Source organism: Nocardia acididurans (assembly GCF_016741815.1).
GTDB classification, from domain to species: Bacteria; Actinomycetota; Actinomycetes; order Mycobacteriales; family Mycobacteriaceae; genus Nocardia; species Nocardia acididurans.
In genome coordinates this window covers 153,689-166,709 of the sequence record NZ_JAERRJ010000003.1, presented here as the reverse complement: position 1 = coordinate 166,709, position 13,021 = coordinate 153,689, and the positions used below count along the sequence as shown (strand labels likewise).

The 13,021-nt window shown below is 67.7% G+C and carries 10 protein-coding genes; 7 read left to right on the top strand and 3 right to left on the bottom strand.

Going from position 1 to position 13,021, the window contains the following annotated elements:
- Positions 1-62: 62 nt before the first annotated feature.
- Positions 63-473 (bottom strand): PaaI family thioesterase, encoded by a 411-nt coding sequence (locus JK358_RS08905; protein ID WP_201945387.1) that lies wholly within the window; start codon positions 471-473, stop codon positions 63-65.
- A gap of 95 nt (positions 474-568) precedes the next feature.
- On the opposite strand from JK358_RS08905, the gene JK358_RS08900 reads away from it, so the two are divergent.
- From JK358_RS08900 to JK358_RS08875, 6 genes are all read left to right on the top strand, one after another.
- Entirely contained in the window at positions 569-3,736 is a 3,168-nt protein-coding gene (locus JK358_RS08900; protein ID WP_201945386.1) for an AfsR/SARP family transcriptional regulator, read from the top strand.
- A 67-nt stretch (positions 3,737-3,803) separates the two neighbouring features.
- On the top strand, positions 3,804-4,253 hold the full coding sequence (locus JK358_RS08895) for a helix-turn-helix transcriptional regulator (RefSeq protein WP_201945385.1): 450 nt from the start codon (positions 3,804-3,806) through the stop codon (positions 4,251-4,253).
- Between the two features lie 5 nt (positions 4,254-4,258).
- Positions 4,259-4,669, top strand: coding sequence for a VOC family protein (locus tag JK358_RS08890; protein ID WP_201945384.1), 411 nt, complete (start codon positions 4,259-4,261; stop codon positions 4,667-4,669).
- 138 nt (positions 4,670-4,807) lie between these two features.
- The gene (locus JK358_RS08885; RefSeq protein ID WP_201945383.1) at positions 4,808-7,219 is read left to right on the top strand and encodes an ATP-binding cassette domain-containing protein; all 2,412 of its coding nucleotides are present in this window, start codon (positions 4,808-4,810) and stop codon (positions 7,217-7,219) included.
- Between the two features lie 123 nt (positions 7,220-7,342).
- Positions 7,343-8,719 carry a serine hydrolase domain-containing protein gene (locus JK358_RS08880; protein WP_201945382.1) on the top strand — a complete coding sequence of 459 codons (1,377 nt, stop codon included), beginning with the start codon at positions 7,343-7,345 and terminating at the stop codon, positions 8,717-8,719.
- A gap of 176 nt (positions 8,720-8,895) precedes the next feature.
- The gene (locus tag JK358_RS08875) at positions 8,896-9,936 is read left to right on the top strand and encodes an alpha/beta hydrolase (RefSeq protein ID WP_201945381.1); all 1,041 of its coding nucleotides are present in this window, start codon (positions 8,896-8,898) and stop codon (positions 9,934-9,936) included.
- Positions 9,937-10,021: 85 nt separating this feature from the next.
- Here JK358_RS08875 and JK358_RS08870 read toward each other — a convergent pair whose 3' ends face one another.
- Positions 10,022-11,635 (bottom strand): flavin-containing monooxygenase, encoded by a 1,614-nt coding sequence (locus JK358_RS08870; RefSeq protein WP_201945380.1) that lies wholly within the window; start codon positions 11,633-11,635, stop codon positions 10,022-10,024.
- Between the two features lie 103 nt (positions 11,636-11,738).
- Entirely contained in the window at positions 11,739-12,107 is a 369-nt protein-coding gene (locus JK358_RS08865) for an ArsR/SmtB family transcription factor (RefSeq protein ID WP_201945379.1), read from the bottom strand.
- Between the two features lie 93 nt (positions 12,108-12,200).
- On the opposite strand from JK358_RS08865, the gene JK358_RS08860 reads away from it, so the two are divergent.
- Positions 12,201-12,992: a hypothetical protein gene (locus tag JK358_RS08860; protein WP_201945378.1), complete on the top strand. Its 792-nt coding sequence runs from the start codon at positions 12,201-12,203 to the stop codon at positions 12,990-12,992.
- Positions 12,993-13,021: the final 29 nt, after the last annotated feature.

Below are 13,021 nucleotides of genomic sequence, written 5' to 3'. Positions count from 1 at the left end.
GTGCGTATCGCCCGGCGGCACCGTCGATCTGCCGCATTATTTCTGGTCGCTCGTCCGCTGGGTTAGAGGACGGCTTGGGTTTGGGTGACTTTGGCGGCGAGTTTGCCTGCGTCGTCGTGGATTTCGGTTTCGATGATGATGAATTTGCGGCCGGTGTGGAGGGGGCGGGAGGTGGCGGTGGCGTGGCCGGAGCGGATGGCGCGCAGGAAGTTGGTTTTGGATTCGACGGTGGTGGTTGCCTGGGAGCCTTCGGGGAGGTTGAGGTAGGCGCAGACGGCTGCGGTCGAATCGGCCAGGGACATGAATACGCCGCCGTGGATGGTGTTGCCCAGGGTGCAGAGGGATTCGTGCCAGGCCAGGCGGGTGCGGACGAGGTCGGCGGAGTGTTCGAGGACTTCTATGCCCAGTTTGGTGGTGAAGGGCATGGTGGCGAAGAGTTGGGCGCCGGTGGGGTCCAGGGCGGTGTCGGTCATGGAATCGACTGTGCCGGAGGGGGTGCGGTGAGTCGATTACCTGAGGGGTAATGCGGTATCCACCGGGGGGTTCGGCGTCTGGAAGACTCGGGCGGGTGCGGGTTGGTGTGCTTGGTCCGGTGGAAGTCTGGGCGGATGGATCGCTGGTGGAGATCGGCGGGGTGCGGGTTCGGATGCTGGCGGCTCGGCTGGGGGTGGCCGAGGGCGGGGCTGTTCCGGTGGAGACGCTGATCGACGGGTTGTGGGGGGAGGAGCCGCCCGCCGAGGCGGCGGGGGCGTTGCAGGCGCTGGTGTCGCGGTTGCGGAAAGCGTTGCGGGGCACGGGAACCGTGGAGTTGGTGGCAGGGGGCTATCGGCTGGCGGGGGTGCAGACCGATGCCCGGCGGTTCGAGGAGATGGTCGCGGAGGGGCGGAAGGAACTGGCGGCGGGGCGGGTCGAGGCCGCGTCGCGGGTGCTGGGTCAGGCGTTGGGGCTGTGGCGGGGGCCGGCGCTGAGTGATGTGTTGGATGCGCCGTTCGCACAGGTCAGCGCTACTCGGCTGGAGGATCTGCGGGTCGCCGCGCAGGTGGATCGGTTCGAGGCCGAACTGCGGTTGGGGCGGCATGTGGGGATCCTGTCCGAGTTGGAGACGGCGGGGGCGGAACAGCCGCTGAGTGAGCGGGTGGCGGCGTTGCGGATTCGCGCGCTGGCCGCGGCCGGGCGGCAGGCGGACGCGCTTGCCGTGTATGAGGACATGCGGGCGCGGCTCGACGAGGAGCTGGGGATCGATCCGTCCGCGGAGTTGCGGGACACGCATTTGGCGTTGCTGCGCGGGGAGATCGACATCCCGCCGGTGCGCATCGAATCCGCCACCAAGAAGCTGCCCGCGCGGCTCACCAGGTTCGTCGGGCGCGACGACGAGTTGGCCGGGGTGGGTGAGCAGCTCGAAAACGCCAGGCTGGTAACGATTGTCGGGCCGGGCGGGGCGGGGAAGACCCGGTTGGCGGTCGAGGCGATGGATCGCTATGACGAGGGCGCGGTGTTCTTCGTGCCGCTGGCCGAGGTGGGCACACCCGATCAGCTGGCCGACGCCATCGCGGGGGCGCTCGACACCGACGGTCCCGACCGCACGAACCGGCTCACGGAACTGCTGAATGTCGGTCCGGCGGTGCTGGTTCTGGACAACTGTGAGCATGTCGTGGAGGCGGCCGCGGCGCTCGCGCAGCAGCTCCTCGACAGCCTGCCCGAACTGCGAATTCTGGCCACCAGCCGGGAGCCGCTGGCGATCACCGGTGAGGCGCTGTGCCATCTGGGGCCGCTCGGGCTGCCGCCCGCTGACGCGGATCCGGTGCGGGCCGCGGGATTCGAATCCGTCCGGCTGTTCCTGGACCGTGCCGCGGCCGTCCGGCCCGGGTTCGCCCTCGATGACGGCACGGTCGGTCCGACGGTGGAGGTCTGCCGCCAACTCGACGGCATCCCACTGGCTTTGGAGCTGGCCGCCGCGAAACTCCGCTCGCTGACGGTCGATCAGATCGCGGACCGGCTGGGCGATCGCTTCCGGCTGCTCACCTCGGGCAGCCGCACCGCGCTGCCCCGCCAGTGCACCCTGCTCGCCCTGGTCGAATGGAGCTGGGATCTGCTCGAGACGCAGGAACGGCTACTGGCCCAGCGGCTTTCGCTGTTCCCGGGCGGCGCGACGGTCGAGGCGCTGGAGGGGATCTGCGCGGACGCCGCCCTGCCCGCCTGCGATATCGTGTACGTGCTGGACGCGCTGGTGGAGAAGTCCATCGTGGTGAGCGCGGACGGGCGCTACCGGATGCTGGAGAGCATCCGCGCCTACGCGGCCGACCGGCTGGCGGAATCCGGTGACGATCTCACCGATCGGTTCGTGCGGTATCACCTCGACCTCGCCGAAGCCCATGAACCGGCGCTGCGGACCGGCGAACAGCTGGACGCGATAGCGCTTTTCGACGCCGAGCACGCGAATATCGCGGCTGCCCTGCGGAACACAGTGAACGCCGGTGACGTACTGGCGGCCAGGTTCGTGCGATCCCTGTTCTGGTACTGGGGAATTCGCGGCATGAGCACACAGTTCGAGACAGCGCTGGCCGATGTGCTCCGGCTGGGAGAAGCCCTGCCCGCCGATGCGCGCGCGGCTTTCCGGGTGATTCATCTGATGGGCGGCAACCCGGCCGGTGACCCGCCCTCGGCGCAGGCCATGCTCGCGGAGTGCGACCGCACCGGCGCGCTCGAGTTCCACCCCGCCCTGCCGCTCTGGACCGCCCTGCTCGCCGGACATTCCGGGGACGCCGATCTGGAGCAACGCCAGCAGCGCACCGCCCTGGACTGGCCCGATCCCTGGGTGCGAGCCAGCGCCCACCTGGCCCGCGACATGGCTCTCACGGGCCGCGGCGAACTGCCCGCCGGTGCCGAAGCCCGCCGCGCCGCCCGGCACGGCTTCGAAACCGTCGGCGACCGTTGGGGTTTGGGCATGGCGCTGATCGCGGTCGGCCGCGCGCTGTCCCTGCACGGCGACCACGATCAGGCGCTGGCCACCTTCGCCCGCGCGGTCGCCCTGGCCTCCGAACTCGGCACCGAGGACGACATCCTCGCCGCGCGAACCGAACTGGCCACCGAACGCATGCGCGGCGGCGACCTCGCCGGTGCGGAACGAGACATCCACGCGGCCCAGCGCCTGGCTGCGGACGGCGGACTGTCCCGCCTGGCCATCGCAATGCTCTTCTGCCGGAATGAACTTCACCGCCGCCGCGGCGAGCTTCGTCCTGCCGCCGACACGCTCGCCGAGCTGGAACACCGGCTGCGCCGCCAGATTCACCCGGATCCCACCGCCGCCAACCGGATCAATGTCGCGCGGCTCAGAATCGATCTCGCAGCCACTGGTCAGGACGCAACCCCGCCGGCCGACGCGAGGATCGACGGGCAGGTGCGCAGTCGGGGGTACGAACTGCTGGTCGCGGCCGTGCGCGATGCGTTCCGCAATGGCGATCCGGTTGCCGTCACCCTCGCCCTGGCGAAGGCGGTCGAGCTGTGGGCCGAACTGCTGCTGCTCGACGGTGATCCGGAATCGGCGGCCATCGCGATGGGCGTCACCGCGGTGATACGCGGCGTAGTCGATGCCGGTGAGCCGGAATTGCGGGCCCTCGTCGCGGCCATCGGTGATCGACTCGGCGAGGACGGCTATCGCTCGGCATACGCGCGCGGGGCCGGTTTCAGTCGTTCCGAGGCCCTGGCATTCCTGGCGGCGGTGGCCGGTTCGGCCTGATCATGGGGTGAATCGCCACCGGCTCGGCGCACTGTCCTCGTCGGTGGTCTGGTCTACGATCGGGGAAGTGACCAGCAACTCCGCCGCTGAACAGCGCAAGCGCGATCTCGCGCAGTTGCGCCGGGTTCGCGATCGGATCGACCGGGAGTACGCACAGCCCCTGGATGTCGAGAGGCTGGCCCGGGATGCGCATATGTCGGCGGGACATTTGAGCCGGCAGTTCAAGGCCGCATACGGCGAGTCACCGTACAGCTATCTCATGACCAGGCGGATCGAGCGGGCCATGGCCCTGCTGCGGCGCGGGGATCTGAGCGTCACCGAGGTGTGTTTCGAGGTCGGCTGTCAGTCGCTGGGCACGTTCAGCACGCGCTTCACCGAGCTGGTGGGCGTCTCGCCGAGCGTCTACAAGAAGGATGCCGCGCAGGAGACCGAGGGCATTCCGTCGTGCGTGGCCAAACAGGTCACCAGACCGATCAGAAATCGAGAAGCGCAGGCCCCGGCGGCGAACCTAGCCTGATCTGTATGGACTTCACTATTCAAGCGAGCTTCCTCCCGCAGGACGATCCCGACGCCGCCCTGGCCTTCTACCGCGATGTCCTCGGCTTCGAGGTGCGCAATGACGTCGGCTACAACGGCCTGCGGTGGATCACCGTCGGCCCGGCCGGCCAGACCGACACCAATATCGTGCTGTATCCGCCGGAGGCCAGCCCGGGGATCACCGATGACGAGCGCAAGACCATCACCGAGATGATGGCCAAGGGCACCTACGCCAGCATCGTGCTGGCAACCAAGAATGTGGATGCCGCCTTCGAGAAGATCCAGGCCACCGACACCGAGATCATCCAGGAGCCGGCGGACCAGCCGTACGGCGTGCGGGACTGCGCGTTCCGCGATCCGGCGGGCAATATGGTCCGTCTCCAGCAGGCGAGCTGAATCCCGGTCATTCTGAATCCAGCCCCGGCACCGACCCACCCGGACAAATCGCACCGGGGGGCCGGTGCCGCTGATTGAATCGAGCCTGGCCACGTCGACCGAGACCACGCAGGCCCCGCGGACACAGAGGGAGACACGATGACCACGGCCACGAGAAACGGCGCGAAGAAGAAGACCGCCGCGAAAGCCGGAGCGGCGCTCGCCCCCGCCGACAGCCACGACCTGATCCGCGTGGTCGGCGCGCGCGTGAACAACCTCAGGGACGTCAGCATCGAGATCCCGAAGCGCCGGCTCACGGTTTTCACCGGCGTCTCCGGTTCGGGGAAGAGTTCGCTGGTCTTCAGCACCATCGCCGCGGAATCGCAGCGGCTCATCAACGAGACCTACAGCACCTTCGTGCAGGGTTTCATGCCGACGCTGGCCCGCCCCGAGGTGGACGTCCTCGACGGCCTGACCACCGCCATCATCGTGGACCAGCAGCGCATGGGCGCGGACCCGCGCTCCACGGTCGGCACCGCCACCGACGCCAATGCCATGCTGCGCATCCTGTTCAGCCGCCTCGGCAAGCCGCATATCGGCTCCCCGCAGGCCTTTTCGTTCAATGTGGCCTCGATCAGCGGTGCGGGCGCGGTGAGCATCGAGCGCGCGGGCAAGACGGTGAAGGAGCGCCGCAGTTTCTCCATCACCGGCGGCATGTGCCCGCGCTGTGAGGGCCGCGGCGCGGTCAACGACATCGATCTGACCCAGATCTACGACGAGAACAAATCGCTGAACGAGGGCGCGCTGACCGTCCCCGGCTACAGCATGGACGGCTGGTACGGCCGGATCTTCAGCGGCAGCGGCTTCTTCGACATGGACAAGCCGATCAAGAAGTTCACCAAGAAGCAGCTCAGCGATCTGCTCTACAAGGAGCCGACCAAGCTCAAGGTCGACGGCATCAACCTCACCTACGAGGGCGTCATCACCAAACTGCGCAAGACCACGCTGGCCAAGGACATCGACTCGCTGCAGTCGCATGTGCGCGCCTTCGTGGAGCGCGCGGTCACCTTCCAGACCTGTCCGGACTGCGCGGGCACCCGGCTCAGTGAGCTGGCCCGCTCCTCGAAGATCGAGAAGATCAGCATCGCCGACGCCTGCGCCATGCAGATCAGCGATCTCGCCGAATGGGTGCGGGAGCTGAACGAGCCGTCGGTGGGCCCGCTGCTGGAGGCGCTCGGCCAGACCCTGGACTCGTTCGTGGAGATCGGGCTCGGCTACCTCTCGCTGGATCGCGCCTCGGGCACGCTGTCGGGCGGTGAAGCCCAGCGCGTCAAGATGATCCGGCATCTGGGGTCCTCGCTCACCGATGTCACCTATGTGTTCGACGAGCCCACCGCCGGGCTGCACCCGCACGATATCGAGCGCATGAACAATCTGCTGCTGCAGTTGCGGGACAAGGGCAATACCGTGCTGGTGGTCGAGCACAAGCCGGAGACCATCGTGATCGCCGACCACATCGTGGATCTCGGTCCGGGGGCCGGATCCGGCGGCGGCACCATCTGTTTCGAGGGCGATGTGGCGGGCCTGCGTACGAGCGACACCGTCACCGGCCGTCACTTCGACGATCGGGCCGCGGTCAAGGACGTGGTGCGCAAACCCAAGGGCGCGTTGAAGATCCGCAAGGCCAACACGCACAATCTGCAGAACGTGAACGTCGACGTCCCGCTCGGCGTGCTGTGCGTGATCACCGGTGTCGCGGGCTCGGGTAAGAGCTCGCTCATCCACGGTTCCATTCCGGCCTCGGAAGGCGTTGTGGCCGTGGATCAGACGCCCATCAAGGGTTCGCGGCGCAGTAATCCCGCCACCTACACCGGCCTGCTCGAGCCCATCCGCAAGGCGTTCGCCAAGGCCAACGGCGTGAAACCCGCTCTGTTCAGCGCGAATTCGGAGGGCGCGTGCCCGAACTGCAACGGCGCGGGCGTCATCTACACCGATCTGGGCATCATGGCCGGGATGGAAACCACCTGTGAGGTGTGCGAGGGCAAGCGTTTCGACGCCTCGGTGCTCGACTATCACCTGGGCGGCAAGGACATCAGCGAGGTGCTGACCATGTCGGTGGCCGAGGCGGAGCGGTTCTTCAGCGAGGGTGAGGCCAAAATCCCCGCCGCGCACGCGATCCTGGAGCGTCTGGCGGATGTGGGCCTGGGCTACCTGACCATCGGCCAGCCGCTGACCACGCTGTCCGGCGGTGAGCGGCAGCGGCTCAAGCTGGCCACGCACATGGCCGACAAGGGCGGGGTCTACGTGCTGGACGAGCCCACCACCGGCCTGCACCTGGCCGATGTGGAGAACCTGCTCGGCCTGCTGGATCGACTCGTGGAATCCGGCAAGTCGGTCATCGTGATCGAGCATCACCAGGCGGTCATGGCGCACGCGGACTGGATCATCGACCTCGGTCCCGGCGCGGGCCATGACGGCGGCAAGATCGTCTTCGAGGGCAGCCCGGCCGATCTCGTGGCCGACCGCTCCACACTCACCGGCGAGCACCTGGCCGCCTACGTGGGAGCCTGAAAACCCCCTTCCACCAAGGCATATTCACCCTGACGGGCCGCTGTCAGCACGCTATCGGAGTGCTGTCAGCGGCCCCTCGCATCGTTGTCCTCACCAACCGAGAACACCGAAGGGGTGAAGGACATGACGAACACCGAACTGCAGCAGCTCATCGAGGGCCTGGCCGAGAAGCTGGGCGTGCCCGGCGTGGCGGTCGGCGTGTACCACGGCGGCCGGGAGACCTACGCGACCTGCGGCGTCACCAATATCGACAATCCGGTCCCGGTCGACGAGAACACGCTGTTCGTGCTGGGGTCGGTGTCCAAGAGCTATGCGGCCACCGCCATCATGCGACTGGTCGAGGACGGCCGGATCGAACTCGACGCGCCGGTGCGGCGGTACGTGCCCGAACTCCGGCTGGCCGATGAGCGGGTCGCCGCCGGACTGACCGTGATGCACCTGCTCAACCACACCGGCGGCCTGGCCGTGCGCGTCGTCGTCGACAGCGGTGAGGGCGATGACAATCTGGCCCGCTACGTGGAGCACCTGCCCGAACTCGACCTCATCGGCGAGCCCGGCGGCCGCGCCTCCTACAGCCAGGCGGGCTACAACCTGCTGGCCCGGGTGGTGGAGAAGGTCACCGGCCAGACCTACGAACAGGCCGTCGCCACACTGCTTTTCGAGCCGCTCGGGCTGGAACACAGTGCCTACCTGGCCCACGAGGTCATGACGCGGCGATTCGCCATGGGGCACAACGTGGATGCCGACGGCACCCTGTCGGTGGCGCGCGCCTGGAAGAACTCCCGCGCCGACAACGGCGGTGGCGGTCTGGCCTCCTCGGTGTCGGATCAGTTGCGCTGGGCCCGATTCCACCTCGGCGACGGCCGCACCGCGAACGGGGAGCGGCTGCTGAGCACGGCCGCCCTGCACGGTATGCGCCGTCCCACCGTGGAACTGCGCGGCAGCAATCTCGCCGACGCCTTCGGCATCTGCTGGTTCCTCGAGGACATCGCCGGTGCGGCCACCTTCGGCCACGGCGGTTCGGGCAACGGCCAATTCGCCGAACTGCTCATGGTTCCCGAGCACGACTTCGCCGTGATCGTGCTGTCCAACTCGGGTCCGGACAACGGTCTGCTGCTCAATCAGTCGGTGGTGCGCTGGGCGCTGGAGCACTACCTGGGCCTGGTCGAGCCCGATCCGGAGCCGCTGCCCTTCGACGCCGCGCGGGCCGCGGAGATCGTCGGCGACTACGCGGTCAACGATATGACGGTCACGATCGCGGTCGACGGCGCACGCCTGACCATGGCGGCCGGGATCAACGCCGATGTCCGCGCGGCCTCGCCGGTCGAGCTGCCGCCGGATCTGCCGGCCGCCGCCATGGGCCTGCTGCCGGGTGCGGGCGACGAGTTCATCGTCACCGAGGGCGGGCTGAAAGGGTCGCGCGGTTATTTCACCCGCGACGACAACGACCGGATCATCGGGGCCGACCTGGCCGGACGCCTCTTCCTGCGCGTCCAGTAGTGATCCACGACGCCCGGCCCGGGGTCGGCCGGCCGCAATTTCCCGCGGCTGACCGGCCCCTCTAAGCCGTTCGTAAGGTTCAGGCCAGCTAACGCTCAGCGCACTGGTCCACCCTGGATCGTCGGGTTGTTCCGATTGGAAATAGTCGAAGTCATCACTTGAAGGAGAAGTCCGGCGTGCGCGTATCGACGAGGTGGGGCAGTGCGGTCCTGGCGGTAGCGGCAACTGTTCTGCTACCCATCGCGGCGGGGACGGCCCACGCGGCCCCCATCGGCGGGCTGAATCCGTCCGGCACCTCGGCCGACGGCTCGCGCATCGTCTCCAGCCAGAGCACCGGCGATCGCACGCTGAAACTCCAGGTCTACTCGGCCGCCATGGACAAGAACATCGAGGTCGACGTGCAGCGCGCGGCCGACACCTCCGGCCCCGCCCCGGTGCTGTACCTGCTCAACGGCGCGGGCGGCGGCGAGGATTCGGCGACCTGGCAGAAGCAGACCGATGTGCTGACCTTCCTGAAGGACAAGAACGTCAATGTGGTGCAGCCGGTGGGCGGGCAGTTCAGCTACTACACCGATTGGCGCGCACCGGATCCCAAGCTGGGCGTGAACATGTGGAAGACCTTCCTCACCGAGGAGCTGCCGCCGCTCGTCGACAAGGCGCTGAACACCAACGGGCTCAACGCCATTGCCGGATTGTCCATGGCGGGCACTTCGGTGCTGCAGCTGCCCATCGCCGCGCCGGGACTGTACCGGTCGGTGGCGGCCTACAGCGGCTGCGCGCAGATCAGTGACCCGATCGGCTACAACTTCGTCAATACCGTGGTCGCGATGGGCGGCGGCAATGCGGAGAACATGTACGGCCCCAAGGGCGATCCGATGTGGGCGGCCAATGATCCCTATGTGAACGCCGAAGGGCTGCGCGGCCTGAACCTGTTCATCTCCAGTGGATCCGGGCTGCCCGGCCGGTACGACACCCTCGATGGCGCGCACGCTCTGCCCGGACCGGGCGGCCTGGCCAATCAGGTGCTGCTCGGTGGCGGTCTGGAAGCGGCCACCAACTACTGCACGCACAACCTGGCGACCAAACTGGACCAGCTGGGTATCCCGGCCACCTTCGACTTCGAGCCGACCGGCACCCATTCGTGGGGTTACTGGCAGGATGACCTGGTGAAGTCGTGGCCGGTGCTGGCCGCCGGACTCGGCCTGCCCGCCAACTGATCTCACCTGCGCGTCCGAGGAAGCGCGCAGGCGAGCGAACGGCTCGCCACCATGACGGGGTGGCGAGCCGTTCACATTCCGGGCCCTACTTCGTCAGCTCGAAGTTCGGGTAGCCGTTGTCGCGCTCCTCGTCGCAGAAGCGGCGGTAGTTGCCGAAACCGCCGATGTAGGGCATGAATACGCGCTTCTTGCCCTCGACGTTCGCGCCCATGTACCAGGAGTTGGCCTGCACGAACAGGGTGCCCTCGGCGACCTCCAGCAGGTGGTCGGTCCACTTCACCGCGGCCTCGTCACGCGCCTCGACGCGGGAAATGCCCTGGGCGCGGCAGTGTTCCACCAGGTCGAGCACCCAGTCCAGCTGCTGTTCGGAGTGCAGCACCATATTCGCCATCACCGACGGGGTGCCGACGCTGTTGATGCTGAACATGTTCGGGAATCCCGGGATGCCGAAACCCAGGTAGGTGACCGGTCCGTCGGCCCAGGTGTCGCCCAGCTTCGCATCCTTCGAGCCGTGGATGTCGATGCGCAGCAGCGCGCCGGTCATGGCGTCGAATCCCGTTGCGTAGACCAGGGTGTCGAGCTCGATGAACTTCTCGGCGGTGCGGATGCCGGTGGGCGTGATCTCCTCGATGGGCTCGCGCCGCAGGTTCACCAGGCCGACATGGGGCTGATTGAACATCTCGTAGTAGCCGGAGTCGGTGCAGATGCGCTTGGTGCCGATCGGATGATCGGTGGGAATGAGATCGTCTGCCACCGACTGGTTCTCGACCTTGGCGCGGATCTTGGCCACCGCGAAATCACGCACCAGCTCATTGGCGGTGAGATCGCTGTTCTGATCCGGGAACACCTTGTTGAACAGCACGCCGCCCTGATTCCAGCGGTCCTCCATGGCCGCCTCGCGCTCCTGTGCGCTCAGCTCCAGGGCCTTGGTCTGGATGCTGGGGTGCGGGGTGGCGGCCGGGGCGTAGTAGGACTTCTCGCGGCGCTGCCGGTAGGTGGCGCGGATCTGCTCCTGCTCCGCAGCGCTCCACGGCCGGTTCGGCATGGGCACGCTGAAATTGGGGGAGCGCTGGAAGACGGTGAGCGCCAGCGCTTCCCGCGCGATGATCGGCGACACCTGGATGCCGGAGGAGCCGGTGCCGATCACGCCGACGCGCTTACCGGTGAGATCCGCGCCCTCCTCGGGCCAGCGCGCGGTGAAGAGTTCCTCGCCCGCAAAGGTTTCCACGCCCGGGATGTTCGGCTTGATCGGAGCGGACAGGCAGCCGGTGGCGAAAACCACGAAGCGGGAACGGTATTCGTCGCCCTGCTCGGTGCGCAGCGTCCACAGCGCGGTGTCGTCGTCGAAGCGGGCCGCGCTGACCCGCTGGTTGAACCGGTAGCGCTGCTTCAGCTCGAAGCGGTCGGCCACGTGATTGATGTAGGACAGGATCTCCGGCTGGGCGGCGAAGCGTTCGGTCCAGGTCCAGCTCTGCTGCAGGTTCTCGTCGAAGGAGTAGGAGTAGTCGACGCTCTCCACATCGCAGCGCGCGCCCGGATAGCGGTTCCAGAACCAGGTGCCGCCCACATCCTCGCCGGCCTCCAGGCCGAGCACGTTCAGCCCGGCGCGGGCGGCCTGATGGACGCCGTAGAGTCCGGCGAATCCGGCGCCAATGATGATCACATCGTGGGGACTGCCCTGCCCGGCGCTGGGGTACATGCGTGACCTCTCGCTATTCCTCTGACGATATTTCGATTAGGCATATCGTCACGGCGCGTGCGACAGGTCGCGAGCGCTGGTCCCACTGACCAGGAGCAGAGATCTACGCGTGTGCGGGCTCGCCGGTCACCACGTGATCGGCGTGATTGAGGCCCTCGCGCACCAGCCGCGAGAGATGCCCGTCGCGAATGCGGTAGATGATGCGCCGGCCCTCCCGCCGGGTGTCCACCAGGCCGGTGAACCGCAGCTTGGCCAGATGCTGGCTCACTGCCGTGCGGGACGCGCCGCACGCCTCGGTCAACGCGGTGACATCCGCTTCGCCCTGGGCGAGAATCCACAGCAGGTGCAGGCGGGTCGGATCGGCCAGCATGCGGAAGGTCGCGGTGGCGGCCTCGAGCCGGGCCTGATCGGGGTCGCCCGGGTGGGTGAGGCTGGGGGAGTGCAACGCCTCGGTTTTCCGCTTGCGCTCCATGACTCACCTCTCCTGCGGGCCGTAGCAGCCAGTGTAGCGATCACGACGAATGCGACAGCGAAGGAAAGGCGGGCACCACCTATGATCTCCGGCATGGGGAGGAACTCCACGGTCTGCCTGATGATCGCCGCTGCCGCCATCGCCGTCGCGGGTTGTGACAGCGTCGCCGGCGTACCGGACGCATCGCCCGCGTCGTCGACCAGCACGGCCGTCGCGCCCACGACCGCCCCGGCCGCGCCGCCCGAGCCGAACGACGGTGCGGCGGAAGGGCTTCCGCTGTGCGCGCTGGGCTCGGCCGTGCCGCTGCCGGACTGCACACTGGAATCGCACGACGCGACGGGCCGCACCTTCGACGTGAAGCGCACCGGCATCGGCAACGCCATCACGCTCACCATCGACGTGTTCGACGCGGACGGCACTGCGACACAGACGATTTCGGAGCCGGATACGCAGGCGCTCGCCGACAATCCGAAACTGCGCGATATCGACGGCGACGGGCGCGACGAACTCATCGTGCCGCTGCAGGCCGCGGGCGCCAATACCGCCTACGCCATCTACCACTCCGCGGACGGCGTGGAGTACACGCGCGCCGGTGAGGTGAGTGGGCTCGGCATCGAGTCCACGCCGGACGGATACACCGCCATCTCCGCCAAGAATGGCACGCAGGGCTGGGACATCAGCTTCTGGACCTTCGAATCCGGCACGCTCACACCGCTGCTCACCGCGCAGGTCACCTTCGTCTACGACGGCAATCAGAAGGTCGTCGACAACCAGTGCACGGTGGTCGACGACGGCGGACTGTATTCGACCGGTGTGCAATCACAGGCCGCGGCGCGCGCGAAGTTCTGCGCGGAGCCCGTCGTCACGCGGGTCATGTACCGCTGACGACGCCTCCGTCCACCGGATGACCTTCT

What these genes read in the sequence shown, in the direction of transcription:
- JK358_RS08905 (WP_201945387.1), bottom strand. Translation starts at nt 473, where the DNA reads ATGACCGACACCGCCCTGGACCCCACCGGCGCCCAACTCTTCGCCACC.
- JK358_RS08890 (WP_201945384.1), top strand. Translation starts at nt 4,259, where the DNA reads ATGGACTTCACTATTCAAGCGAGCTTCCTCCCGCAGGACGATCCCGAC.
- JK358_RS08885 (WP_201945383.1), top strand. Translation starts at nt 4,808, where the DNA reads ATGACCACGGCCACGAGAAACGGCGCGAAGAAGAAGACCGCCGCGAAA.
- JK358_RS08880 (WP_201945382.1), top strand. Translation starts at nt 7,343, where the DNA reads ATGACGAACACCGAACTGCAGCAGCTCATCGAGGGCCTGGCCGAGAAG.
- JK358_RS08870 (WP_201945380.1), bottom strand. Translation starts at nt 11,635, where the DNA reads ATGTACCCCAGCGCCGGGCAGGGCAGTCCCCACGATGTGATCATCATT.
- JK358_RS08865 (WP_201945379.1), bottom strand. Translation starts at nt 12,107, where the DNA reads ATGGAGCGCAAGCGGAAAACCGAGGCGTTGCACTCCCCCAGCCTCACC.
- JK358_RS08860 (WP_201945378.1), top strand. Translation starts at nt 12,201, where the DNA reads ATGGGGAGGAACTCCACGGTCTGCCTGATGATCGCCGCTGCCGCCATC.